At 70.5% G+C, this 25,329-nt stretch carries 22 protein-coding genes; 15 read left to right on the top strand and 7 right to left on the bottom strand.

Annotated features, from left to right (window positions below):
- Nucleotides 1-94 precede the first annotated feature (94 nt).
- Nucleotides 95-1,342: a threonine aldolase family protein gene (locus PS467_RS19660; protein ID WP_311036389.1), complete on the bottom strand. Its 1,248-nt coding sequence runs from the start codon at nt 1,340-1,342 to the stop codon at nt 95-97.
- Between the two features lie 147 nt (nt 1,343-1,489).
- On the opposite strand from PS467_RS19660, the gene PS467_RS19655 reads away from it, so the two are divergent.
- The 10 genes from PS467_RS19655 to PS467_RS19610 all read left to right on the top strand — a co-directional run bounded on the left by PS467_RS19655 (nt 1,490) and on the right by PS467_RS19610 (nt 10,573).
- Nucleotides 1,490-2,425, top strand: a complete 936-nt coding sequence (locus PS467_RS19655; protein ID WP_268972925.1) for a Rossmann-like and DUF2520 domain-containing protein — start codon at nt 1,490-1,492, stop codon at nt 2,423-2,425.
- A complete protein-coding gene (panC, locus tag PS467_RS19650; protein ID WP_268972924.1) occupies nt 2,422-3,393 on the top strand; it encodes a pantoate--beta-alanine ligase in 972 nt (323 codons plus the stop codon). The genes PS467_RS19655 and panC overlap by 4 nt, the downstream gene beginning before the upstream one ends.
- Nucleotides 3,390-5,228: an L-aspartate oxidase gene (locus PS467_RS19645; protein WP_311036388.1), complete on the top strand. Its 1,839-nt coding sequence runs from the start codon at nt 3,390-3,392 to the stop codon at nt 5,226-5,228. The genes panC and PS467_RS19645 overlap by 4 nt, the downstream gene beginning before the upstream one ends.
- Nucleotides 5,225-6,265 (top strand): carboxylating nicotinate-nucleotide diphosphorylase, encoded by a 1,041-nt coding sequence (gene nadC, locus PS467_RS19640; protein WP_311036387.1) that lies wholly within the window; start codon nt 5,225-5,227, stop codon nt 6,263-6,265. Before PS467_RS19645 ends, nadC begins: the two co-directional genes overlap by 4 nt.
- A 107-nt stretch (nt 6,266-6,372) precedes the next feature.
- On the top strand, nt 6,373-7,170 hold the full coding sequence (locus PS467_RS19635) for a type III pantothenate kinase (RefSeq protein WP_268972921.1): 798 nt from the start codon (nt 6,373-6,375) through the stop codon (nt 7,168-7,170).
- Between the two features lie 395 nt (nt 7,171-7,565).
- The gene (locus PS467_RS19630; RefSeq protein WP_311036386.1) at nt 7,566-8,498 is read left to right on the top strand and encodes a hypothetical protein; all 933 of its coding nucleotides are present in this window, start codon (nt 7,566-7,568) and stop codon (nt 8,496-8,498) included.
- Nucleotides 8,499-8,726: 228 nt separating this feature from the next.
- Nucleotides 8,727-8,909: a hypothetical protein gene (locus PS467_RS19625; protein ID WP_311036385.1), complete on the top strand. Its 183-nt coding sequence runs from the start codon at nt 8,727-8,729 to the stop codon at nt 8,907-8,909.
- Between the two features lie 167 nt (nt 8,910-9,076).
- On the top strand, nt 9,077-9,472 hold the full coding sequence (locus tag PS467_RS19620) for a BlaI/MecI/CopY family transcriptional regulator (RefSeq protein ID WP_078962213.1): 396 nt from the start codon (nt 9,077-9,079) through the stop codon (nt 9,470-9,472).
- Nucleotides 9,473-9,494: 22 nt separating this feature from the next.
- Nucleotides 9,495-10,016 carry an amino-acid N-acetyltransferase gene (locus PS467_RS19615; protein ID WP_268972918.1) on the top strand — a complete coding sequence of 174 codons (522 nt, stop codon included), beginning with the start codon at nt 9,495-9,497 and terminating at the stop codon, nt 10,014-10,016.
- 221 nt (nt 10,017-10,237) lie between these two features.
- A complete protein-coding gene (locus PS467_RS19610) occupies nt 10,238-10,573 on the top strand; it encodes a histone-like nucleoid-structuring protein Lsr2 (RefSeq protein WP_268972917.1) in 336 nt (111 codons plus the stop codon).
- Nucleotides 10,574-10,578: 5 nt separating this feature from the next.
- Here the strand turns inward: PS467_RS19610 and PS467_RS19605 are convergent, their stop codons facing one another.
- Nucleotides 10,579-11,172: an SCO3374 family protein gene (locus PS467_RS19605; protein WP_311036384.1), complete on the bottom strand. Its 594-nt coding sequence runs from the start codon at nt 11,170-11,172 to the stop codon at nt 10,579-10,581.
- Between the two features lie 491 nt (nt 11,173-11,663).
- Here PS467_RS19605 and PS467_RS19600 point away from each other — a divergent pair, with 491 nt between their 5' ends.
- The gene (locus PS467_RS19600; protein WP_060948350.1) at nt 11,664-14,189 is read left to right on the top strand and encodes an ATP-dependent Clp protease ATP-binding subunit; all 2,526 of its coding nucleotides are present in this window, start codon (nt 11,664-11,666) and stop codon (nt 14,187-14,189) included.
- Between the two features lie 184 nt (nt 14,190-14,373).
- Here the strand turns inward: PS467_RS19600 and PS467_RS19595 are convergent, their stop codons facing one another.
- The 4 genes from PS467_RS19595 to PS467_RS19580 form a co-directional block, all read right to left on the bottom strand.
- Nucleotides 14,374-16,893, bottom strand: coding sequence for an NACHT domain-containing protein (locus tag PS467_RS19595; protein WP_311036383.1), 2,520 nt, complete (start codon nt 16,891-16,893; stop codon nt 14,374-14,376).
- Nucleotides 16,894-17,244: 351 nt separating this feature from the next.
- Nucleotides 17,245-17,517: an RpnC/YadD family protein gene (locus PS467_RS19590; protein ID WP_311036382.1), complete on the bottom strand. Its 273-nt coding sequence runs from the start codon at nt 17,515-17,517 to the stop codon at nt 17,245-17,247.
- A gap of 84 nt (nt 17,518-17,601) precedes the next feature.
- A complete protein-coding gene (locus tag PS467_RS19585; RefSeq protein WP_311039915.1) occupies nt 17,602-18,816 on the bottom strand; it encodes an RNA-guided endonuclease InsQ/TnpB family protein in 1,215 nt (404 codons plus the stop codon).
- A gap of 134 nt (nt 18,817-18,950) precedes the next feature.
- Nucleotides 18,951-19,442 carry an ATP-binding protein gene (locus tag PS467_RS19580; RefSeq protein ID WP_311036381.1) on the bottom strand — a complete coding sequence of 164 codons (492 nt, stop codon included), beginning with the start codon at nt 19,440-19,442 and terminating at the stop codon, nt 18,951-18,953.
- 126 nt (nt 19,443-19,568) lie between these two features.
- Here PS467_RS19580 and PS467_RS19575 point away from each other — a divergent pair, with 126 nt between their 5' ends.
- From PS467_RS19575 to PS467_RS19565, 3 genes are all read left to right on the top strand, one after another.
- Entirely contained in the window at nt 19,569-20,423 is an 855-nt protein-coding gene (locus PS467_RS19575) for a helix-turn-helix domain-containing protein (protein WP_311036380.1), read from the top strand.
- Nucleotides 20,424-20,435: 12 nt separating this feature from the next.
- The gene (locus tag PS467_RS19570) at nt 20,436-20,639 is read left to right on the top strand and encodes a DUF397 domain-containing protein (protein ID WP_311036379.1); all 204 of its coding nucleotides are present in this window, start codon (nt 20,436-20,438) and stop codon (nt 20,637-20,639) included.
- A gap of 280 nt (nt 20,640-20,919) precedes the next feature.
- Nucleotides 20,920-22,101 carry a macrolide family glycosyltransferase gene (locus tag PS467_RS19565; protein ID WP_311036378.1) on the top strand — a complete coding sequence of 394 codons (1,182 nt, stop codon included), beginning with the start codon at nt 20,920-20,922 and terminating at the stop codon, nt 22,099-22,101.
- A 59-nt stretch (nt 22,102-22,160) separates the two neighbouring features.
- Here PS467_RS19565 and PS467_RS19560 read toward each other — a convergent pair whose 3' ends face one another.
- Nucleotides 22,161-24,008, bottom strand: a complete 1,848-nt coding sequence (locus PS467_RS19560; RefSeq protein WP_311036377.1) for a bifunctional metallophosphatase/5'-nucleotidase — start codon at nt 24,006-24,008, stop codon at nt 22,161-22,163.
- 216 nt (nt 24,009-24,224) lie between these two features.
- On the opposite strand from PS467_RS19560, the gene PS467_RS19555 reads away from it, so the two are divergent.
- A complete protein-coding gene (locus PS467_RS19555) occupies nt 24,225-25,292 on the top strand; it encodes a PDDEXK nuclease domain-containing protein (RefSeq protein ID WP_311036376.1) in 1,068 nt (355 codons plus the stop codon).
- Nucleotides 25,293-25,329 lie beyond the last annotated feature (37 nt).

Below are 25,329 nucleotides of genomic sequence, written 5' to 3'. Positions count from 1 at the left end.
GCAAGAGCCGCGACAGCCGTAAGAGCCGTGCGATCCGTGCACGCCGTGCGATCCGTGCACGCCGTAAGAGGGGCTCGACGCCCTGCGGCGCCGGTCAGCCGTCCTCCTTCATGAGCTCCCGGACCCGCGCCAGGAAGGCGTCGGCCGCGGCCGTGACGTCGTCGGCGGTCCACTCCAGTGCGGGTGAGGCGACCGTCACCTCCGTCGTGGCCAGTCCGGGCGGCCCCGGCTCCGTCCAGCGCCGGAACAGCGTCGTCCGGGTCTCCTCCGCCAGCCGCACCCCCGCCTCGTCCAGCACCGCCGCCGGATACGGCAGCCACACCTGGAACTGGTGGGTGTGCGGCACCTCGGGATGCACCCGCGACCACGCCACCCCCGCCGCCGTGAACGCCTTCCGCAGCGCCTCCGCCACGACCCGGGCGTGTGCCACGTACGACGGAAGCCTCGGCAGTTCGCGGTCCAGGCCGGCCAGCGCGGCCAGTGCGGCCGGCCACTGCTGGAAGACCTGGCCGCCGTACCGGTGGCGCCATGCCTTGGCCTCCGCCACCAGGGTCTCGGGCCCGGCCAGCGCGGCCCCCGAGATGCCGTCGAGCGACTTGTAGAAGGACACGTAGACGGAGTCCGCCAGGGCGGCGATCTCCTCCAGCCCCCGGCCGAAGTGTGCCGTGCACTCCCACAGCCGCGCCCCGTCGAAGTGCACCACCGCGTCCCGCTCCCGGGCCGCCTCCACGACCGCGACCAGCTCGTCCCACTCGGGCAGCAGGAATCCGGCGTCGCGCAGCGGCAGTTCGAGGGCGAGCGTGCCGAACGGCTCGTCGAGGTCGCGGATCTCCTCGGCGGTGGGCGGCCGCGGCTCGCGCGTCGTCGCCACCGCGCGCAGCCCGCTCACCGTCAGATACGCGTCCCGCTCGTGCACCTCCAGATGCGCCAGCGGATGCACCGCCACCACCGGGGTGCCGGTGCGCCCCGCCCAGCAGCGCAGCGCGATCTGCTGCGCCATGGTGCCGGTGGGGAAGAACGCCGCGGCCTCCATGCCGAGCAGTGCGGCGACCCGCCGCTCCAGCTCCGCCACGATCCCGTCGCCGTAGACGTCCACGTATCCGTCCCCGCCGTACGACGGGCCGTCGGCCGTAAGGGCGGCCGTGAGGTCGGCCAGCCGCTCGGCGATCCGCCCATTCGCCGACGGCCGTGCGAGCGTCCGCTCGGAGGCGTGCCAGGCCGCGAGGCGGCGCGCTCGCGCGGCCCGCTCCGGGTCGCCCCCCGTGCCGTCGGCCACCTCGTCCGTGCCGCTGTCCGTGCCGCCGCCCTTGCCGCTGTCCGTGCCGTCCGTGTCGTCCGCCATGGGCCGATGATGTCGTACGGACGTCCGTCGGACCACAGAGTTGTCCACAGGCCCGGGTGTGCGGCCAAACCCCCCGGAAACACTCGCGTAGCATGGCGGGGAATCGTCCGGTACCCCCTGAGGACTGGAACGGAAGGCCGCTGTCGCGTGAACGCACAACCACTTCCCGAGCCGCGGGACCGACCTGCCCGGCTCACCGTCGGGGTCGTCGGCGCGGGCCGCGTCGGCCCCGCCCTCGCCGCCTCGCTCCGGCTGGCCGGGCACCGCCCGGTCGCCGCGTCCGGTGTTTCCGACGCCTCCGTGCGCCGGGCCGCCGCCCTGCTTCCCGAAGTCCCGGTCGTCCCGCCCTCCGAGGTGCTGGCGCGGGCCGAGCTGGTGCTGCTCACCGTCCCCGACGACGCCCTGCCCGAGTTGGTCAGCGGTCTGGCCGAAACCGGTGCGGTGCGCCCCGGCCAGCTGCTGGTGCACACCTCCGGCCGCTATGGGGTCGGTGTGCTGGAGCCGGCGCTGCGGGCCGGTGCGCTGCCGCTCGCGCTGCACCCCGTCATGACCTTCACCGGCACCTCGGTGGACGTCCAGCGGCTGGCCGGCTGCTCCTTCGGCGTCACCGCCCCCGAGGAGCTGCGGCTGGCGGCCGAGGCGCTGGTCATCGAGATGGGCGGGGAGCCCGAGTGGGTCGCGGAGGAGGCCCGTCCGCTCTATCACGCCGCCCTCGCCATCGGCGCCAACCACCTCACCACGCTGGTCGCCCAGTCCATGGAGCTGCTGCGCGCGTCCGGGGTCGAGGCCCCCGACCGGATGCTCGGCCCCCTCCTCGGCGCCGCGCTGGACAACGCGCTGCGCAGCGGCGACGCCGCGCTGACCGGTCCGGTCGCGCGCGGCGACGCGGGCACGGTCGCCGCACATGTCGCGGAGCTGCGGCGGCACGCCCCCCAGGCCGTCGCCGGCTATCTGGCCATGGCCCGTACGACCGCGGACCGGGCGCTCGCGCACGGCCTGCTCAAGCCCGAGCTCGCGGAGGACCTGCTGGGCGTGCTCTCCGATGTGACCGATGTGCGGGGCCGGGGAGGTACCGAGGCATGAGCCCGAAGCTGTGGACCAAGGCGCTTCCCGGGGAGCCGGATGTGGAGCTGTTCCGTCATCGCTCGGAGCTGGACGCGGCGCTCGCCCACTTCGCCGTGCCGGGGCGCACGGCCGTCGTGATGACCATGGGCGCGCTGCACGACGGGCACGCCTCGCTCATCCGCGCCGCCCGCGCCCGGGTGGGCGCCAAGGGCCTGGTGACCGTCACCGTCTTCGTCAACCCGCTCCAGTTCGGCGCGGGCGAGGACCTCGACCGCTATCCGCGCACCCTGGACGCCGACCTCAAGGTCGCGGCCGCGGCGGGCGCGGACATCGTCTTCGCCCCGGCCGGCGAGGAGGTGTACCCGGACGGGGAGCCGCGCATCCGGATGGCCGCCGGCCCCATGGGCGAGGGCTATGAGGGCGCGTCGCGGCCCGGTCACTTCGACGGGATGCTCACCGTCGTCGCCAAGCTGCTCCACATCACCCGCCCCGATGTCGCCTTCTTCGGCGAGAAGGACGCCCAGCAGCTGGCGCTGGTCCGCCGGATGGCGCGCGACCTGAACTTCCCGGTCGAGATCGTCGGCGTCCCCACCGTCCGGGAGGGCGACGGCCTGGCCCTCTCCAGCCGGAACCGCTATCTGTCCGCCCAGGAGCGGGACACCGCGCTGGCCCTGTCCCGGGCGCTGTTCGCGGGGCGGGACGCGGGGCTGCTGGCGGCCGGGGAGGCCCCGGCCGACGCCGAGGAGCACGAGCTGATACGGGTCGCGTCCCCCGACGCGGTGCGGTCCGCGGCGCGCGCGGTGCTCGACGAGGCGGCCACGCTCGAACCGCCGCTCGTCCTCGACTATCTGGCCCTGGTCGACCCCGCCGACTTCACCGAGGTCTCCGACGGGCACACCGGCGAGGCCGTGCTGGCCGTCGCGGCCAAGGTCGGCGCCACCCGCCTGATCGACAACATCCGCCTGTGGATCGGAGCCGCCCGATGAGCCGCCCGACCGGGCGGCCGGCGGCCGACGCCGCGGCGCCCGCCCTCGCGCTGCGCGCCCCCGCCCCCGGCTGGGCCATCGAGGCCGATGTCGTGGTGGTCGGCTCCGGTGTCGCCGGGCTGACCGTCGCCCTGCGCTGCGCCGCGGCCGGGGCCAAGGTCACCGTGGTCACCAAGGCCCGGCTGGACGACGGCTCCACGCGCTGGGCCCAGGGCGGCATAGCCGCCGCCCTCGGCGAGGGCGACACCCCCGAGCAGCATCTGGACGACACCCTGGTCGCCGGCGCCGGGCTCTGCGACGAGCGGGCCGTACGGACGCTGGTCACCGAGGGGCCCGACGCGGTGCGCCGGCTGATCACCACCGGCGCCCGCTTCGACGCCGACGACCACACCGGCGAGATCCTGCTGACCCGCGAAGGCGGCCACCACCGCCGCCGGATCGCCCACGCGGGCGGCGACGCGACCGGCGCGGAGATCTCCCGGGCCCTGGTCGAGGCGGTGCGCGCGGCCGGTATCGACACCGTGGAGAACGCCCTGGTGCTCGACCTGCTCAAGGACGGCTCCGGCCGGGCGGCCGGGGTCACCCTGCACGTCATGGGCGAGGGCCGGCGGGACGGCGTGGGCGCGGTGCGCGCGGACGCGGTCGTCCTCGCCACGGGCGGTATGGGCCAGATCTTCTCCGCGACCACCAACCCCGCCGTCTCCACCGGTGACGGGGTCGCGCTCGCGCTGCGCGCGGGGGCCGAGGTCAGCGATCTGGAGTTCGTGCAGTTCCACCCCACGGTGCTGTGGCTGGGCCCGGAGGCGGAGGGCCAGCAGCCGCTGGTCTCGGAGGCGGTGCGGGGCGAGGGCGCGTATCTCGTCGACGCCGACGGGGTGCGCTTCATGCGGGGGCAGCACGAGCTGGCCGAGCTGGCGCCCCGGGACATCGTCGCCAAGGGCATCATGCGCCGGATGCGGGAGCGAGGCGCCGAGCACATGTACCTGGACGCCCGCCACTTCGGCGCCCGGATGTGGGAGCGGCGCTTCCCGACCATCCTCGCCGCCTGCCGCGCGCACGGCATCGACCCGGTGACCGAGCCCATCCCGGTCGCCCCCGCCGCGCACTACGCGAGCGGCGGGGTCCGCACCGATCTGCGCGGCCGTACCACCGTCCCCGGCCTCTACGCCTGCGGGGAGGTCGCCTGCACCGGCGTCCACGGCGCCAACCGCCTGGCCTCCAACTCCCTGCTGGAGGGCCTGGTCTTCGCGGAGCGCATCGCGGACGACATCGCGGGACGCAGCGCGGAGGACCCCGCGGACGACATCGCAGCAGGCGGCGCGGAGGACCTCGCGGGACGCGGCCCGGAGCACGCCGCCGCCGGGCCCCGGTCCGCCGGGACCGCAGCGCCCGCGCGTCCCGCCCCGGACGCCGGTGGCCCGCCCCTGCTCGCCTCCGAGTCCCGCTACGAGATCCAGCACATCATGACCCACGGCGCCGGAGTCCTCCGCTCCGCCGAGAGCCTGGCCCGTGCCGCCGACCGGCTGGACCGGGTGCACGACGACGCCGCGGAGGAGCTGCGGCGCGACGGCAAGACGGCCGAGCCCGGGGTCGAGACCTGGGAGGCCACCAACCTCCATCTCGTCGCCCGCGTCCTGGTCGCCGCCGCGCTCCGCCGCGAGGAGACCCGCGGCTGCCACTGGCGCGAGGACCGCCCCGAGCGGGACGACGCCGCCTGGCGCCGCCACCTCCTGGTCACCCTCCGCCCGGACGGCGCCCTGGATGTCCGTGCCACGGACTCCGAAGCGTTCCCCCCACCGATCACCCCTCGAACCGAGACGGAGTCCCGCCCGTGAGCAGCAGCACCTCCGAAGACCGTCAGCCACCAGTGGCCCTGCCGCTGTTGCAGATCGGCCGCCCCGGTGAGGGGTCGGGCTGCGGTGACGCCTGCGGCTGCGGCGGGGACGACGCCGACGGCTATGGGCTCGACCCGATGGAGTGCGGTCTGGACCCCGATCTCGCCGCGCTGCTGGTCGCCGCCGGACTCGACCCCGTCCAGGTCGAGGACATCGCGCACATGGCCATCGAGGAGGACCTCGACCAGGGCGTGGACGTCACCACCGTGGCCACCGTCCCCGAGGACGCCTTCGCCACCGGCGACTTCACGGCCCGTGAGGCGGGCACCGTCGCGGGGCTGCGGATCGCCGAGGCGATCCTGTCCGTCGTCTGCACGGACGCCTTCGAGGTCGAGCGGCATGTCGAGGACGGCGACCGGGTGGTGGCCGGCCAGAAGCTGCTCAGCGTCCGCACCCGCACCCGCGATCTGCTCACCGGCGAGCGCAGCGCGCTCAACCTCCTGTGCCGCCTCTCCGGTATCGCCACCGCGACCCGCGCGTGGGCCGACGCCCTGGAGGGGACGAAGACCAGGGTCCGGGACACCCGTAAGACCACCCCGGGGCTGCGTGCCCTGGAGAAGTACGCGGTGCGCTGCGGCGGCGGCGTCAACCACCGGATGTCGCTCTCGGACGCCGCGCTGGTCAAGGACAACCACGTGATCGCGGCGGGCGGCGTCGCGGAGGCGTTCGGCGCGGTGCGGGCCGAGTTCCCGGATGTGCCGATCGAGGTGGAGGTCGACACCCTCGACCAGATCCCGCCGGTCCTGGAGGCGGGCGCGGATCTGATCCTGCTGGACAACTTCACCCCGGAGCGCACCCGCGAGGCCGTCGAGCTGGTCGCCGGGCGCGCCGCCCTGGAGTCCTCGGGCCGGCTGACGCTCGCGGGCGCCCGTACGTACGCCGAGACGGGCGTCGACTATCTGGCGGTCGGGGCGCTCACCCACTCCTCCCCGATCCTGGACATCGGCCTGGACCTGCGCGAGGCCGAGGTGAGCTGACCCATGCTGCTGTCCATCGACGTCGGTAACACCCGCCCGCCCGTCGCCCCACCCACCACCCCAGGGCCGGACCTCGGCCGTGAGTCCGCCCGGAAGCGGTGCCGCCCATGCTGCTGACCATCGACGTCGGTAACACCCATACCGTGCTGGGCCTCTTCGACGGCGACGAGATCATCGAGCACTGGCGGATCTCCACCGACGCCCGCCGCACCGCCGATGAACTCGCCGTCCTGCTCCAGGGCCTGATGGGCATGCACCCGCTGCTCGGCGAGGAGCTGGGCGACGGCATCGCGGGCATCTCCATCTGCTCCACCGTCCCCTCGGTGCTCCACGAGCTGCGCGAGGTGACCCGCCGCTATTACGGCGATGTGCCGTCCGTCCTGGTGGAGCCGGGGGTGAAGACCGGGGTGCCGATCCTGGTGGACAACCCCAAGGAGGTCGGCGCCGACCGGATCATCAACGCGCTGGCCGCCGTCGAGCTGTACGAGGGACCGTGCGTGGTCGTCGACTTCGGCACCGCGACGACCTTCGACGCGGTCAGCGCCCGCGGTGAGTACCTGGGCGGGGTGATCGCGCCGGGCATCGAGATCTCGGTCGAGGCGCTGGGCGTACGCGGGGCGCAATTGCGCAAGATCGAGCTGGCCCGCCCACGCAGCGTGATCGGCAAGAACACGGTGGAGGCCATGCAGTCCGGCATCCTCTACGGTTTCGCGGGCCAGGTCGACGGGATCGTCCGCCGTATGGCGCGGGAGCTGGCCCAGGACCCGGAGGACGTCACCGTGATCGCCACTGGCGGGCTGGCGCCCATGGTGCTAGGAGAATCCTCAGTGATCGATGAGCATGAGCCCTGGCTGACTCTCATCGGCCTCAGACTGGTCTACGAGCGGAACGTCTCGCGCGGCTGAGCACCGGCGATCAGCTCTTCACCTGCGTGCTCGACCGCATTGACGGCATTCCGAAACGAATTCCCGCGCTCTGGATTCGTCAGGCGCACCGATCGCTCTTCGCCATTGGGTCAAGGAGCGATCGAGGGAAAGACGGCACTTCGAATTCCGTATTGACAAGCGGAAGAGGCCGTCGACCACATGCACCGGCACCCGGATGCGACGGTCCGCCCCCGGGTGCCGGGTTCGGCCGGGGCCGCGTCGACGCGGCCCCGGCCGACGCCTCCCCCGTATGGCGGCCGTAATGGCGGCCAGGTGGCGCGCGCAATGGGCGGCCGCGAGCCGGCGGCACCCGCAACGCGCCGCACCGTCCGACGCTCAGCGAAATTTGTCCGCTTAGCACTTAAAGTCGCTCCATGCCCACGCCATATGGATCCCGCGGCGGAATGGCGTTCAGTGCGGATGAGCTGCGTGTGCTCCGACGCGCCCTTGCCATCGCCCTCCAATCCCACCCCGTCACCCCCTCTGCCGGCCCCCTCGGCCCGGACCGGGCGGAGGAGGTCCAGGACTGTCTCCGGCTCGCCGAGGCCGTGGACGAAGCGGTCCGCGAGGGCGGGCGGCTGCGAGCGTTCCTGCTCGACGAGCTAGCCCGCTACCGCGCCGCGCTGCCCGGAGCCGCCGTCGGCTACCTCGAGCAGCTCCAGGGCGCGCTCGCGGCCGGTTACGAGCCGCTCGCCGAGGACCTGGCCGCGCTCCGCACGCTGTGCGGGTCGGCCGCCGGGGGCGGTGAGGCGACGCGCCGGCGCGCGCTGCTGAGCCACTGTGAGCGGCTCGCCGAGCGAGGCGTGCGCACCCGGCTCGCGGAGCGCGCCGGCGCCGCCGCAGAGCCGCCCACGCGCCCTCTGGCGCCCCGGCTGCGCGCCCTGCCCGGCGGGGTCTCGGCGGCGGCCGGGAAGGCCGTGCAGGGGGCGTCCCGGAACGCGGAGGAGGCTGTGCGGGGAGCGGCGGTTCGGAGCGCGCGAGAGGCCGCGCAGGAGGCGGCTGCGAACGTGCGGGAGGCCGGGCGGGACGCCGCGCTGGAGGCCGGGCAGAAGGCCGTGTGGGGCGGCGCTGCGCTGGAGGCCGGGCAGAAGGCCGACGAGCCGAAGCGGGCGCCGCGCAAAAAGCCCGTGGCGCCGGAACACGGCGACCGCGAGGAGCCGAGGCGAGGGGAGCCGGCCCGCCGGGCGCCGCGCCCAGGGCGTCCGGTGCCCACGCCGGCGGAGGTCTTCCCGCCCAAGCGCCGCCCCTCGCCGCCCCCGGAGCACGAATCGAGGCTCGGCCCGGACGCCGGGGCCCGTTCCGCCTGACCGGTGATCGGTGGCAGGTGGCAGGTGGCAGGTGGCAGATGACCGATGAACGGGCCATGGGCCGGTCGCCGGGGCCCGTTCCGCCTGGTCCCGGGGCCGATCCCCGCACCGGCGCCCGCCCCGGCCCCCGGGCCCCCGGGCCGCCGCGTCCGGGGCGGGTGCCCGGCTCCGGCCGGTCGCGGTGTGCCGCGTAACCTGGTGGTCTCGAGCAAAAGGAGGCCGAGAGCCATGGATTACGTCTCCGCGCTGGTCCCGCCCGTCGTGATGGCTGTGGCCTTCACCGCGCTCATCGTGACGATGGTGAAGAGCCAGGGCGGCGCCAACAAGGCCAAGGAGGACGCCGCGGTGGACGCCGCGCTGGCGGCCCGCGCCGAGGCGGAGGGCCCGGCCTCGGCGCGTGAAACGTCCTGATCAAGCCGATCTGACGCCACCCCGCACAGCACCGCCGCGGTACGCCGCGGCACACGGGACCACACCGCACCACGCCCCGGACGCACCGCGTCCGGGGCGTGTGTCTTTTCCGAGCAAACATCCCGGACATCCCGACATTCAGGGCATCTCCCACTATTATTCTCGGTGTGCCTAGGCCATTGGGAGATCTCGAAGACGCGGTCATGACGCGGGTGTGGAAGTGGAACCGCCCGGTCACGGTCCGGGAAGTCCTGGAAGACCTTCAGCGGGAACGCTCGATCGCCTACACCACGGTCATGACCGTAATGGACAACCTCCATCACAAGGGCTGGCTGCGCCGGGAGGTGGAAGGCCGCGCCTATCGATATGCGGCGGTCTCCACCCGCGCCGCCTACTCGGCCGCACTGATGAACGAAGCGTGGTCGGCCAGTGACAACCCCGCGGCCGCCCTCGTCGCGTTCTTCGGGATGATGTCCGAAGAGCAGCGCGACGCACTACGGGATGCCATGCGCGTCGCACAACTGGGGGAGCCGGGGGAGAGCCCCGGTGAGTCGGGGCGATGACCCGGGGCGATAGCGTCCGGTCATGTCCTCAGCACTATCAAAAGTAGTCACCGTCCGCCGTGCCCGGACCAGCGATGTACGGGCGGTGCGCCGGCTCATCGACTCCTACGTGGCCGATGGCATCCTGCTCGACAAAGCCACCGTGACGCTTTACGAGGACATCCAGGAGTTCTGGGTCGCCGAGCGCGACGAGGACGGTGAGGTCATTGGCTGCGGCGCGCTGCACGTCATGTGGGAAGACCTCGCGGAGGTGCGCACTCTCGCCGTCGATCGGTCTCTCAAGGGCAGCGGCGTAGGCCACGTGGTGCTCGACAAGCTGTTGCAGACGGCCCGCTGGCTGGGCGTGCGGCGCATTTTCTGCCTCACCTTCGAAGTCGACTTCTTCACCAAGCACGGCTTCGTGGAGATCGGCGAGACGCCGGTCGACGGCGATGTCTACAGCGAGCTCCTGCGTTCCTATGACGAGGGCGTCGCCGAGTTCCTTGGTCTCGAACGGGTGAAGCCGAACACCCTTGGCAACAGCCGGATGCTTCTGCAACTGTGATCGCGGGCCCTATGTCCGAATCGCTCCCCTATCACATAGCTCCGGAACATCGCCTTCCATGAGCCTTCCCGCTTGGTCGATCGGTCGAACCTTCCCGGGGGGTTTGTGTTTTTCCGGGAAAAGCGGTTTCCTATTCTCCCGTAGTGTAATTACCTGGGGGGTGAGTCATCAGCGGCTAAGGCCGCGCCCCGAGCCCCCCGGTTTTCCCTGAAAGGAACCCCATGGCACAGAAGGTTCAGGTCCTTCTTGTCGACGACCTCGACGGCGGCGAGGCGGACGAGACCGTGACGTTCGCGCTGGACGGCAAGAGCTACGAGATCGACCTCACCACCGCCAACGCGGACAAGCTCCGTGACGCCCTGGAGCCCTACACCAAGGGCGGCCGGCGCACCGGTGGCCGGGCCTCCGGCGGCCGCGGCAAGACGCGCGTGGCGTCGGGCGGCAGCCAGGACACCGCGAAGATCCGCGCCTGGGCGAAGGAGAACGGCTACGAGGTCAACGACCGCGGCCGTGTCCCGGCGACCGTTCGTGAGGCGTACGAGAAGGCCAACGGCTGAGCGCGTCAGCCTTCCCCGGCTCGCCGCTGCCTGGGCAGCGGCCGGGCGCGCAGCAATCGGGCTCGGTGGCACTCGGTGGCCGCCGCACCCACGAGCCGCACAAGATCGGGGGCGCCCCCATCGCCCCCGAAGCCTGTCCTCGGCAGCGTCGGCTCCACCTCGCCCTTCGGGTCGGGAGGTCGCAGCCATACGGCGGCCTCCTGCGGGCACCGTTCACCGGGCGTCCCGGCGGCCAGGGGCAGGGGCCAGGAGGAGGCGGGGCAGGGAGCGGTGATCCGGCCTCCGGCGCCGATCGCGCTCAGGTCCAGGGGCACACCGCCCCACTCCAGCCAGTCGAGCAGCCCCGGCAGCTCGTCGGCGCAGCCGGCGGCCACCAGAAGCCGCATCCAGGCGCCCTCCACCGCGACCGGACCGGTCCGCGGCACGCGCCTCAGCATCGCGAAACCGGCCACGGCCGGCAGCTCGATGACGTCGAAGGCCACCCCCGTGAGCAGCTCGACGGGATCGCTGTCGGCCGTCGGCCAGCCCAGCTCCCGCTCGTACCAGCGTGACAAGGCGGCCGGTGCGGACCGCCGCACGCCGTGAGCCCTGGGGATCATGCCCGGCAGAACGTCCCGCCCACCCGCTTGGTTACGTGCGCGATGGGTCACGCGGGTCATCACGGTCCGTACGGGCCTCTGTGCACACCGTGCACGAAAGGACCCCTACAGGGGTGGTGAACGGGCGCAAGGTTGTTCGCCCGTAGCGGATGGAACCGGCCCGTGCGGCATGGAGTATCTGTGCTTGCGGGTAAGACATCCCTAGTGGGGAGGGGCGGTCCGCGGGTCAGGAGAAAGCGGCGTTCGCCATCGGCGTACTGGCGGTCGGCGTAGATGCCTGGCCTGCGGGAACATCGTCTCGCACCATCGGGTTGAAGCAGTTGTCGGCTGTTCGGGCATCGGCCAGTGGCTGTTTGCCCCGTGCGAGCGGGGGTGATCCGGACGGTTGTCGGCAGTTGGAATGAGCTGTCCCGGGTTGCGGGACTAGCATGCGGAAGGACAGGGAGGGGATCGTCCCCGATCTTTCTGACCGCTCTGAGGAGCGATTAACGATGTTCGAGAGGTTCACCGACCGCGCGCGGCGGGTTGTCGTCCTGGCTCAGGAAGAAGCCCGGATGCTCAACCACAACTACATCGGCACCGAACACATTCTCCTGGGCCTGATCCACGAGGGTGAGGGTGTCGCCGCTAAGGCCCTGGAGAGCCTCGGGATTTCGCTCGAGGCGGTCCGCCAGCAGGTGGAGGAGATCATCGGCCAGGGCCAGCAGGCCCCGTCCGGGCACATCCCCTTCACCCCCCGTGCCAAGAAGGTCCTGGAGCTGTCGCTCCGCGAGGCCCTTCAGCTCGGCCACAACTACATCGGTACGGAGCACATCCTGCTCGGCCTGATCCGCGAGGGCGAGGGCGTCGCCGCCCAGGTCCTCGTGAAGCTGGGCGCCGATCTGAACCGGGTGCGGCAGCAGGTCATCCAGCTGCTCTCCGGCTACCAGGGCAAGGAGGCCGCCACCGCCGGCGGCCCGGCGGAGGGCACTCCCTCCACCTCGCTCGTCCTGGACCAGTTCGGCCGCAACCTCACCCAGGCGGCCCGCGAATCCAAGCTCGACCCGGTCATCGGGCGCGAGAAGGAGATCGAGCGGGTCATGCAGGTGCTCTCGCGCCGTACCAAGAACAACCCGGTCCTCATCGGCGAGCCCGGCGTCGGTAAGACGGCGGTCGTCGAGGGACTGGCCCAGGCCATCGTCAAGGGCGAGGTGCCCGAGACCCTCAAGGACAAGCACCTCTACACCCTCGACCTGGGCGCCCTGGTCGCCGGCTCCCGCTACCGCGGTGACTTCGAGGAGCGCCTGAAGAAGGTGCTCAAGGAGATCCGCACCCGCGGCGACATCATCCTGTTCATCGACGAGCTCCACACCCTGGTGGGTGCGGGCGCCGCCGAGGGCGCGATCGATGCCGCGAGCATCCTCAAGCCGATGCTGGCGCGGGGCGAGCTGCAGACCATTGGCGCGACCACGCTCGACGAGTACCGCAAGTACCTGGAGAAGGACGCGGCCCTGGAGCGCCGCTTCCAGCCCATCCAGGTCGCCGAGCCGTCGCTGCCCCACACCATCGAGATCCTCAAGGGTCTGCGGGACCGCTACGAGGCGCACCACCGCGTCTCGATCACGGACTCCGCCCTGGTCGCGGCCGCCACCCTGGCCGACCGCTACATCTCGGACCGCTTCCTGCCGGACAAGGCGATCGACCTGATCGACGAGGCCGGTTCCCGGATGCGGATCCGCCGGATGACCGCACCGCCGGACCTGCGCGAATTCGACGAGAAGATCGCCGATGTGCGCCGGGAGAAGGAGTCCGCGATCGACTCGCAGGACTTCGAGATGGCCGCGGGCCTGCGGGACAAGGAGAAGCAGCTCCTGGCCGCCAAGGCGAAGCGGGAGAAGGAGTGGAAGGCCGGCGACATGGACGTCGTCGCCGAGGTCGACGAGGAGCTGATCGCCGAGGTCCTGGCCACGGCCACCGGTATCCCGGTCTTCAAGCTGACCGAGGAGGAGTCCTCCCGGCTGCTGCGCATGGAGGACGAGCTGCACAAGCGCGTCATCGGCCAGAAGGACGCCATCAAGGCGCTCTCCCAGGCCATCCGGCGCACCCGTGCGGGCCTCAAGGACCCCAAGCGCCCCGGCGGCTCGTTCATCTTCGCGGGCCCGTCCGGTGTCGGTAAGACCGAGCTCAGCAAGACCCTCGCCGAGTTCCTCTTCGGCGACGAGGACGCGATGATCTCGCTCGACATGTCGGAGTTCAGCGAGAAGCACACCGTCTCGCGGCTCTTCGGCTCCCCGCCCGGATACGTGGGCTACGAGGAGGGCGGCCAGCTCACCGAGAAGGTGCGCCGCAAGCCGTTCTCCGTGGTCCTCTTCGACGAGGTCGAGAAGGCCCACCCGGACATCTTCAACTCGCTGCTCCAGATCCTGGAGGACGGTCGGCTGACCGACTCCCAGGGCCGGGTCGTGGACTTCAAGAACACGGTGATCATCATGACCACCAACCTCGGCACCCGGGACATCTCCAAGGGCTTCAACCTGGGCTTCGCCGCCCAGGGCGATGTGAAGACCGGCTACGAGCGGATGAAGGCCAAGGTCAACGAGGAGCTGAAGCAGCACTTCCGCCCCGAGTTCCTGAACCGTGTCGACGACACCGTCGTCTTCCACCAGCTCACCGAGAGCGACATCATCCAGATCGTCGACCTCATGATCGCCAAGGTGGACGAGCGGCTCAAGGACCGCGACATGGGCATCGAGCTCAGTGGCGAGGCCAAGAAGCTGCTGGCCAAGCGGGGCTACGACCCGGTCCTGGGCGCCCGGCCGCTGCGCCGGACGATCCAGCGCGAGGTCGAGGACGTGCTCTCGGAGAAGATCCTCTTCGGTGAGCTGCGTCCGGGCCACATCGTGGTCGTGGACACCGAGGGCGAGGGTGAGGAGAAGAAGTTCACCTTCCGCGGCGAGGAGAAGTCGGCGCTGCCGGACACCCCGCCGATCGAGTCCGCCGCCGGTGGCGCGGGCCCGAACCTCAGCAAGGAGGCGTGACGCGGAGCCGTCTCTCGCCTCGGGGCCGCCCCGGACCGTTCCCCGGTCCGGGGCGGCCCGCTTTTGTGCGGGTGCCGCTTGTGCGGGTGCCGCTTTGTGCGTGCGGGTGCCGCGCGGGCGCGCCCTGAGGGGCCCCTGACGCCCCGGGAGGCCGAACCCCTCCGGGGGGCCTCCGGGGCTCCTCTCACGCCCCCGTCACGATGACCTGGACGCCCTCCGGGACCCCGGTCACTTCCGCGTTGCGGTGGCTCAGCCGCAGGGTGTGCAGCCGGGGGAAGGCGGCCAGCCAGCTCAGGTCCAGGTCCTCGCCGAGGTCGTAGGCGAGCCACAGCTCGGCCAGCCGCTCGGCCACCAGGCCCTCGGTCAGCTGCTCCGGGGTGAACGCCCCGGCTATCTGGACGCAAGGGCGGCCGCCGAGCCGGCGCAGCGCCCGCAGTTCCTCCAGGTCCGACACCGGAAAGTCGAGTTCCCGCGCATCGAGATGGGCGATGATTTCGTCGGCGTAACGGTCGGTGTCATATCGCCGCCAGGCGCCCGCGAGCTGCGCCCGTACCGCCCAGGAGGCGCGGTCCCGCAGCCGCACCAGATAGTCGATGGCACGGTCGTCGGCTATCGAGGTGGCGGTGACCGCCAGCCGGTGGGCTTCCTCATCGGATACGCCGCTGGGATCGGGCAGCATTTCCAGCACGATAGGCCCGATCCAGCCCAGCGCACGGGCCGCTTCGAGCGAGGTCGGGCGTACCAGATCCCGGGTATAGCGATGCACCCGGGAACGCACCTCGGGGTCCAGCTCCGTCGCGTGTTCCAGACAGGCGGCCGCCAGGAGTTTGCGATGGCGGGCATGGACCGGCCGGGCGTCTTTACGGGCCGCCAGCAGCCCCTCCAGGAGGTAGCCGCATTCATCGGGGCGGGCGAGAGCCACCGACATTCTGATCACTTCTTCCCAGTCGTCCAGGTGTGCGTGGTCGATCAGGAAGTCGAAATCGTGCCGTTCCACGACCGCTCGCGCGCTGAGATAGTCCTGGAACGTTCGGTGCACGAAATCGACCGACCCGGGTGTGGGCTCGCGCAATAGACCGGTCCGGTTGAGCAGATGGCGGTAGATCTCCTCCGGCCCGCCCTGCCGCGCCGCGTGCGGAATGGCGGGCAGGTGCCGGCCCAGCGTCTCGACCGCGGTGGCCCGGTCCATTTCGGACCGGCCGTTGACGAGCATCCAGTGCGCGAGCTTCTGCAACAGCTGGATCTTCGGTTCCTGGGGGAGGTCGATTCCATCCGGCGGCAGCATGGCGCGCTCACGGTCGCGCCGTTCCAGCAGCATGGAAAGGGCCGCGTCATAGAGGGCTTTACGGCCGCGCGGCAGATAGCCGCGGCGGTCCCGGTGCAGTGCGCACAGCAGACCGCACATCAGCGGATTGGTGGCCAGCCGGCCGAGCTCCCGGGTAATCCTTACGGCGTCCAGCAGCGTTTCCTCGTAACCGCTCAGCCGGTCCAGATCGGCCCGGTCGGTGATGTCCTGGCGGGCTGCTTCATGCCAGCACCGGATGAACGCGGTGACCCCGTCGCGGCTGAGCGGGGAGAGTTTCAGCTCGGTGAAGCGCTCCGAGGCCAGCCAGTTCTCCCGTACGGCGGAGGGGCGCGAGGTGACCAGCCAGACATTTCCCGGATAGCGCGCCGGAAGCTCGCGCAGTGCCTCGCGGAGGCGCTCGCGCTCCTGTTCCGGGGCTTCGTCCACGCCGTCCACGAGCAGGAGGCCGCGCCCGTCGGACAGCACGCGTTCGGCCCATCCTGGGGGCTGGGCGGCGGCGTGCGGATAGCGGACGGCGGAGAGGAAGGCGTCGGGCTCCGGGAAGCCGTTGCGGTGGCTGTCGTGGTGGCTGTTGCCGTTGTTGTCGTGGTTGCTGTTGCTGTCGTGGCGGAAGCGGCGCACCGGGAGCACGAACGGCACCCGTCCGCGCAGCCCCTCCAGCGGGGCCGGGAGGTCGCCGCGTGCCACGGATACCGCGAGCCGCTGCACCAGCGTGGTCTTGCCCGCCCCGGCCACGCCCCACAGCAGCACCCTTTCGCGTCCGGCGAGGGCCTGCTCGGCGGGGGCGCTGGGGCTGCCCCCGTCGGTCTCGGTCTCCAGGCTGAGGTAGGCGGCGTCCAGGGGCCAGCTGTCGGGGGAGTGGGCCAGGTCGATGCCGTAGATCGTGAGGTGGTCGTGGGCGGCCACGATGTCCTGGGCGTAGCGCTCCTCGAACGCGGCGTCCTCGGCGGCCGCGAGGAAACGGGAGCGGAGGGTGAGGAAGCGCAGGATGTGCGCGGCGACGGCCTCCCGGAGGGTGGCGTGCAGCCGGGCCTCGTCCGGGGCCAGCCCTTCGCCGGCGTCGGGCGCGGCGACGGCCAGGTGCCGGGCGAAGGCTTCGGGGCCGAGGCGTACCGCCCGTACGTCGTCCAGGTCGATGGTGCCGAGGGAGTGGAGGGTGCGGGCGAGCGCGCCGATGACTCCTGGGTGGGCCGTACGTCGCAGCTCCGCTTCGACGAGTGCGGCGGCGATCCGGGTCAGGTCCCGTTCGGTGAGCGTGCGGTGGTCGCCCTGGAAGGCGACGAGAGAGGCGAGCCGGACGGGCCGGTCCACCGGTCCGTCCGCGACGAAGAGTTCCTGGACCAGTGCGTCTGTGGCTGTGGCTGCGGTTGAGGCTGCGGCTGCGGCTGCGGGATCCATGAGGCCCCGTCCCCCCGGTGACGTTGTCGGCCGTTCAGAGCCACCAGGGTAGGCGGGGTGGGCGTAGGGCGGGTGGAGGTTTGCCGTGGGTGGTCGGCCGGGGGCGGGGTTGCCCTGGGTGCGCGGTCGGTTGGGTGGGTGGGTGCGGGTGCGGGGCCTCCGGGGCGGGGTCCTGGACCGCATATTTACGGCGCCGGTGCCCGGAGGCGTGAGGGTGGGCCGGAGATTGGCGCCACAAATATGCGACAGCGTCCAGGACACCACCCCTCCGACCCCGCCCCCTCCCGCCGTCCTACTGCCACCCGCCGGTGGCCCCGGCCCCTGGCTCGGTCCCGGCCCCTGCCCGGTGACCTACTGGCCCGGCTCCTCCTCCTCGAAGAGCTCATCGGCAGTGGAGACGGTGAAGGCGCGGTCGAACCAGCGGTCCAGGGTGTCGAGGTCGGTGCAGTTGGTGATGCGGTCGCGGGTCTCGGGCTGGGTTGGGATGCCCCGCTTTTCCAGGACGCGCAGCACGCCCTGGGCTCGCCCATGGGCTTCGCCCTCTGCCTTGCCCTCGGCCTTGCCTTTGAGGAAGGTCTCCTCGATGAGGGTGCCACGGCCGGGGAAGTAGGTACCCACGCTCATCTCGTTCCTCCAGGCGATTCCCGCTGGGGTAGTACCCCCAGACCGATCTCCAGCAATTCCGAGTATTGACTTCCGCTCCCCGACCTAAGGGATTCCTACCACGGTCGACTGACCGTCTCGGTGGGTTCCTGCTTCAACGCGCTGTGCCGGGACCAGAGGTTCCGGTCTTACCTGCGCTCCACAGGCTGACACCGCCAGTCCGGCGGCCTTGGCGACGTTGACCGCCGCGTTGATGTCCCGATCGAGGACGGCCCCGCACGCCCCGCACGTCCACACGCGGACGTGGAGGGGTTTGGGGCCGTCCTTGACGCCGCAGGCCGAGCAGACCTGAGAGGTCGGCTCGAAGCGTCCGATCTTGATGAAGGTCCGGCCGAACTTGGCGGCCTTGTACTCCAGCATTGCGACGAAAGCGGACCATCCGGCGTCGTGCACGGACTTGGCCAGCTTGGTACGCCCGAGTCCGAACACCGCCAGGTCTTCCACCGCGACCGCTTGGTTGTCGCGCATCACGTGGGTGGAGAGCTGGTGGTGGAACTCCCGGCGTGCGTCCGCCACGCGGGCGTGAGCACGGGCGACCTTGGTGCGGGCCTTGTTCCGGTTGTTGCTGCCTTTGGCCTTGCGGGAAAGCTCCCGCTGGAGGCGCTTGAGGCGCTTCTCTGCCCCGCGCAGGAAGCGCGGGGCGTCGATCTTTGTGCCGTCCGAGAGGACGGCGAAGTGTCCCAACCCGAGGTCGATGCCGACCACGGATTCGGTTTCGGGCAGCGCCTCGGGCTCGGTCTCCACGACGAAGGAAGCGAAGTACCTACCTGCCGCGTCCTTGATCACGGTCACCGTGGACGGCACGGAGGGCAGGTTACGGGACCACTTGACCCGAATGTCCCCGATCTTCGGCAGGGAAAGGTCCCCGCCGGTCGTGATCTTCCATCGGGCGTTGGCGGTGAATCTGACGGTCTGGCGCCGGTCCTTGCGGGACTTGAAGCGGGGCGCGCCCATGCGGGGGCGCTTGCCCTTGAGGCCGTCGAAGAAGTTCCGGTAGGCCGTGTCTAGGTCCCGGAGGGACTGTTGAAGGACGACGGCGGAGACCTCGCCGAGCCAGGCCCGCTTTTCGGTCTTCTTCGCCTCGGTGATCAGCAGCTTGGACAAGTCCCCGGTCTTCGGGAAAGCCTCACCCGCTGCGCGGGCGGTCTCACGAGCGCGAAGCGCGTCGTTGTAGACCACCCTGGCGCACCCGAACGCCCTGGCCAGTGCGGCACGTTGGGGACCGTTCGGGTACAGACGGAAGCTGTACCTCAACGGCATGTAACTCCAGCCGGTCTTGAAAGATGCGATGCGCGGCCTCGTGCCGCGAACTGACAATGTGTGTGAACGTAGGGACATCGGAACATGTGTACCGGTCAAATGGCCCGTGATCACCCGATTGGGGGAAGGCCCGGTTAGGCCGCGATCTCGTAGGCGTCCTGCTGCGGGGTGAGTTCGAACCAGAGAAGCTTGCCGTTGATGCCGAAGAGGTCGTCGGCGAGGGGGTAGCCGCCCCAGTTGTCGGCGCACAGCCGGACGATGAGGAGGCCACGGCCGGAGGTGGCGTCAAGGTTGGCGGCGGCCTCGGTGAGGGCGGTGAAGCGGTCGAGGGGGCTGGGCGGGGCATCGAAGGGTGCGGGGATGGCCGGGTTGGTGTCCCAGATGCTGACGCGGAGACGGTTCGCGCAGAGGTGGCGGATGCGGAGTTGGGCGGGGCCGTCGGAGTGGCGGAGGGCGTTGGTGACCAGCTCGCAGGTCAGGAGTTCGGCCGTGTCGATCAGCGCGGCCATGCCGTGGGAGGAGAGCACGGCCCGCAGGGTGACCCGCGAGATCCGCGCGGCCCGTGGGTCGTTGGGGAGGCGGAGGGAGTACGTCCAGGGGTCGGAGGGCGGGGGTACGTTGGCCATGGAGTCTCCCTCGGTCGGGCGAAGTTGGGTGGCTTGGGCCACACAGTAGGGCCAGTCGTGTTAGTTCTAACGTCGATACGGAGATATGGCTCACGATTGCCCTCGTGTGGGTGACAAGGGAGACCAATGGCGAACGCCAGTAGTCCTACGCTCAAGCAGCGACGGCTCGGAGCCGAGTTACGGAAGCTTCGGGAGCGCGCGGGCCTGACCTCCACTGCGGCCGCCGCCGAGCTGGGTGTCCAGCAGGCCCGTGTGAGCATGATCGAGGCGGGCCGGTACGCCGTGGGCGCCGATCGGGTGCGCGTGATGGCTCGCACCTACTCCTGTGCGGATGACGACCTCGTGGATGCGCTGGCGGATATGACGGGCGGACGCACGCGGGGATGGTGGGACGAGTACCGGGAGTATCTTCCTGCGAGCTTCGCGGATCTGGCGGAACTGGAGCAGCAGGCCCGTGAAATTCGTGTCGCGCTGGTCATCCACATCCCGGCCCTGCTACAGACCGTTGATCACGCACGGGCGCTGATGCGCGAGGTGGCGCCGCCGCTGCGGGCGTACGAGGTGGAGCACCGGCTGTCCCACCGAATGAAGCGACAGGCGATCCTCTACGGTGACAATCCGGTGCCGTACACCGCGACCATCCATGAAGCCGCTCTCCGGATGGAGTTTGGCGGGGTGGACACGGTTCGCGCTCAGCTCGAACACCTCGTCGCGATGAGCGAGATGGACAACGTCACCATCCGTGTCATCCCGTTTCGTGGCGGCGGGACCTTCCCCGGAACGGGGCAGGCATTCGATTATGTGCATGGCTGCGTCCCTCAGCTCGATACTGTGCAGCTGGACGCCGCTCATGGTTGCCAGTTCATGGATGCCGAGGCGGAGCTGATCAAGTACCGAGCCGTCCTGGAACGGATGGAGCGGACTGCCCTGACGGTCGCCGAGTCGCGAAACTTCATCCACAACGTCACGCGCAGCATGTGAAAGGTGAGAAACGTGTCCACGTACCAGTGGCGTAAGTCTTCCTACAGCGGCGACGCGTCGAACTGCGTGAACGTCGGCGTTGCCGGCAACGGCATAGTGCTCCGGGAGAGCGACGACCCCGACGTCGTCCTCAGCACCACGCGTGCCGCACTGCGTGCCTTCATACGTGGTGCCAAGGCTGGTGACTTCGACCGCATCCAGCAAGGCGGGGCGTAAGGGCGACGGTCCGTCGGGAGAGGGGTGGGAGAACGGACGGCCCGTCGCGTACGTGACCCTAGGGGCCGGCGCTGAGCGGGCGCTTACATCGGGCTGAGGCCGGTCGGGGGCGGCGTAAAGGGGAGGCGGCGGAGGGGTTGGTCCGGGTAGTGTTCGCCGCATGGACTCGTTTCTGCAGATCTACGGCTGACGCGCCGCTCACTCCGGCGCACCGGCGATCGCGTCCGTGCGCTGGGCCGTCGTGTCCATTTCGCCGTTGATCTGAAATGAGTGATCTCGTATGTCCGAGTCCCGTCGCCGTGCCCATATCGCGATGGTCGGCATCCCCGCCATCAGCCACACTCTCCCCAGCCTGGACATCATCCGCGAGCTCGTGGCGCGCGGTCACCGGGTGACGTACGCCAACGATCCCTTCGTGGCGGATGTCGTCAAGTCGACCGGTGCCGAGTTCGTGCCGTTCGAGTCCACGCTGCCGGTCGCCGACAACGACTGGCCGGAGGACCCGATCGCCGCGATGACCCTGTTCCTGGACGACGCCGTGCGCGTGCTGCCGCAGCTGCGCGCGGTGTACGACCGGGATCCGGCCGATCTGTACCTGTACGACATCGGCGGGTATGCCGCCCGCGCGCTCGCCGAGGTGCAGGGGCGGCCGCTGGTTCAGCTGTCGCCGACGATCGTGGCCTGGGAGGGCTACCACGAGGAGGTCGGGGCCCAGATCATGGGCCTGCCCGGTGCGGACGCGTATCAGGAGAAGTTCGCGTCGTGGCTGGCCCGTTGCGGGGCGACCACGCTCGACCCCGACGTCTTCAGTGGACGGCCCGAACGGGCCATCGCGCTCATCCCCCGCGCCATGCAGCCGAACGCCGACCGGGTGAACACGGAGGTCGTGACGTTCGTCGGGCCCTGCCTCGGGGACCGTGCCGACCAGGGCGGGTGGCAGCGTCCGGCCGGTGCGGAGAAGGTGCTGCTGATCTCTCTGGGCTCGGCGTACACCCGGCAGGCCGCCTTCTACCGCGCGTGCCTCGCGGCCTTCGGGGACCTGCCCGGGTGGCATGTGGTGCTGCAGATCGGCAAGTACGTCGAGGTCGGCGAGCTGGGGGAGATCCCGGCCAACGTCGAGGTGCACTCGTGGGTGCCGCAGCTGGCGATCCTGGAGCAGGCCGACGCGTTCATCACCCACGCGGGGATGGGCGGCAGCAACGAGGGGCTGTACACCGGCTCTCCGATGATCGCCGTTCCGCAGGGGGCCGAACAGGCCATGAACGCCGATCGGCTCGTCGAACTGGGCGTGGCCCGTCGTCTGGACACGGGGGACGCCACGGCTGAGGCGCTGCGCGCCGCACTGCTCGAACTCACCGCCGACCCGGAGGTCGCGCGGCGGGCGGCGCGGTTGCGGGAGGAAGTGCGGGCCGAGGGCGGCACCCGGCGGGCCGCCGATCTGATCGAGGGGATGCTGGGCTGAACCTGCCCGGAAGACGTGGACGGCCCGGCCATGCCGGCCGGGCCGTCCGCTTGCGGTGCTTACTTCACGATCGTGATGCGGTCCGCCTTCGGCGGGTCCAGGGGCGAGGACTGCGAGGAGTGCGCGCCCAGGTAGGCCGTGAACGTGTCCAGGTCGGAGGCGCCGACGAGCTTGTTCGTGCCCTCCTTGAAGGCGGTGAAGCCGTCGCCGCCGCCCGCGAGGAACTCGTTCATCGCGACGCGGTAGGTCTTGGCGGGATCGATCGGCTCACCGTTCAGCTTCACCGAGTCCGTGACGATCCGGTCCTTGCCGGACTTGGTGAGGTCCAGGGTGTAGGTGAGGCCCTCGGAGACCTGGAGAATCTTCGGGGACGCCTCGTTCGAGCCGCTGACCTGCTGCTGGAGCGCGGTGATGAGCTGGGTGCCGGTCAGGTCGAGGACGTTCATCATGTTGGTGAACGGCTGGACCGTGAACGCCTCGCCGTAGGTGACCACCCCGTCCCCCTCGCTGCCCGACGCGGCGTAGGCGAGGTCGGAGCGGATACCGCCGGGGTTCATCAGCGCGAGCTGGGCGCCGCCCTTGTCGGCCGGGGCGAGCGCTTCGAGCTGGGCGTCGGTGATGACGTCGCCCAGGGGCGTTTCGTACGCGGTGGAGCCGCGGCCGTTGATGTCGGCGGAGACATAGCCGACGGGCTTGTTGGCGATCGGGGCGGCCAGCTCGTTCCAGCGCCCGATGAGCGAGGTCATGTCGGGGGCCTTGGGCTGGTCGCGGTTCACGACGTGGTTCGCCGCGTTGGCGCCCTTCACGCTCGTCCGCACGATGTCGCCGGTACGGCGGTCGTAGGTGAGCGTGGTGTCGGTGTAGAGGCGGCCGAAGGAGGCCGCCGAGGTCACGGTGCGCGGGGTGCCGGACGGGTCCGGGATAGTGCAGGTGTACGCCTGGTGGGTGTGGCCGGTGACCAGGGCGTCGACCGCGGGGGTGATGTTCTTGGCGATGTCGACGATGGGACCGGAGATGCCGTCGCCCGCGCCGGGGCTGTCGCAGTTGTAGTTGTACGAGGAGGACGCGGGCAGCCCGCCCTCGTGGATGAGCGCGACGATCGACTTGACGCCCTTACGGTTGAGCTCCTTGGCGTACTTGTTGATCGTCTCGACCTCGTCGTGGAACTTCAGGCCCTTGACGCCCTCGGCGGTGACGATGTCCGGGGTGCCCTCGAGGGTGACCCCGATGAAGCCGATCTTCACGCCCTTGTGCTTCCACACGGTGTACGGCTTGAGGATGGGCTTGCCGGTCTTCTCGTCGGTGACGTTCGCGGCGAGGTAGGGGAAGTCGGCGCCCTGGAAGGTCTTGCCCTCCTCGTAACAGCCGTCCTTCGGGTGGCAGCCGCCGTTCTGCATGCGGCTCAGCTCGGTGCGGCCCTCGTCGAATTCGTGATTGCCGACGGACGTGACGTCGAGGTCGAGCTTGTTGAGCGCCTCGATGGTCGGCTCGTCGTGGAAGAGACCGGACATCAGGGGACTGGCGCCGATCATGTCGCCGCCGGCGGCGGTGACGGAGTACTCGTGGCCCTTACGGGCGTCACGGAGGGCGGTGGCGAGGTATTCGACGCCGCCCGCCGGGACCGTCTTGGTGGTGCCGTCCGGCTGGGTCTCGGTGACGGTGCCCGAAGAGCCCTGCGGGGGCTCCAGGTTGCCGTGCAGATCGTTGAAGGACAGCAGCTGTACGTCGACGGTGCGGCCGGGCCGGTGCTTCGCCGAGGCGGCGGCGGTGTCCGCGCCCGCCGGGTTCGCTGCGGTGTCCGCGCCCGCCGGGTTCGCGGCGGTCAGCACCCCGGCCGCGGCGGCCAGTACCGCGACTCCCGTGGCCAACCGGCGGGCGGCCCCGCGCCGTTGAGGTCCTGCTGACATGTCGTCCCCTTGTATGCCCGTTGTGTGCCCGTATGTGGCCGTGCGTGCCCCTGATGGGCGGTGGACGCAGCTTACGGTCAACGCGCGTAGTGGGGCAGGGGGGTGGGGTTAAGAGCTGGTTGCGGGTGGTCAACGGTGTGGGGTGGATTCGCCCGTTCGACGGAAAGGTTCTTATCAGGGGTTTGAGTGCTGGTTTGGTATGTGAGCGTGCGGATCATGCAGAACGAACTCGCGAAGCAGACGCCCATCCCCGCACAGGGGTCCGAGCTCCCGCCGGGCTTCTTCGAGCTGGTCGATGATCTCAAGGCGATCGTCAGAGGGGCGCATGTCCGGGCGCAGCTCAAGGTCAACACCGAGATGATCGCGATGTACTGGGAGATCGGGCGGACGATCTTGGAGCGCAGGGAGCGGGAGGGGTGGGGAACGAAGATCATCAACCGGGTGGCGGTGGAGCTGCGCACGGCCTTCCCGAACCAGCGGGGTTTCTCGCGCAGCAGTCTTCACTACATGCTGAAGATGGCTCGGCTCTGGCCTGAGCCAATTGTCCAGCAGCCTGCTGGACAATTGCCCTGGGCCCACATCCAGCTGCTCATGGACAAGTGCAACGACCGCGCTGAGCTGGACTTCTACTCCCAAGTGGCCGTCTATCGAGGCATGTCGCGGAGCGAGCTCGAATCCGTGATCCTCGGCAAGGCGCACCTCACCCATGGCGCGGCGCTGTCCAACTTCACCTTCACCGTCCCTGATGAGTCGGAAGCGGCCCAGGAGATCACCAAGGATCCGTACCGCCTCGACTTCACCCGGCTCACCGGGGAGCCCGCCGAACGCGATCTGGAAGACGCGCTGGTCACCCATCTCGTCCGGTTCCTGACCGAGCTCGGGGTCGGCTTCGCCTTCGTCGGGCGGCAGTACCCCATCAAGGTCGGGGACGAGGAGTTCCGTATCGACCTGCTCTTTTACCACTGCAAGCTGCACCGCTACGTCGTCTTCGAGCTGAAGACCGACAAGGCTCGCCCCGCCCATCTCGGCCAGCTCGGCTTCTACGTCACCGTCGTCGACGACCTGGTCCGGGACAAGGAGCGCGATGATCCGACCCTCGGCATCCTCATCGCGAAGAGCCGCGACAAGGGGACGATCGAGTACGCCCTGCGGAGCAACAACGCACCGCTCGCCGTGAGCACCTACGCCGCGCTGCCGCCCCATGTGCGGGAGCTGATGCCCAGCGCCGAGGACCTCTCCCGTATCGCCGATGACATCCTCGACGGGGGTGGGACAGCCGGGTGACTCGCTGGTAACAAATTGGCCAGCAGCTTGTTGGCCA

The sequence above is a fragment of the Streptomyces luomodiensis genome (assembly GCF_031679605.1).
In the GTDB taxonomy this organism is placed as follows: domain Bacteria; phylum Actinomycetota; class Actinomycetes; order Streptomycetales; family Streptomycetaceae; genus Streptomyces; species Streptomyces luomodiensis.
Note: the sequence above shows the minus strand (reverse complement) of the source record. Positions and strands in the feature narration are given on the sequence as shown.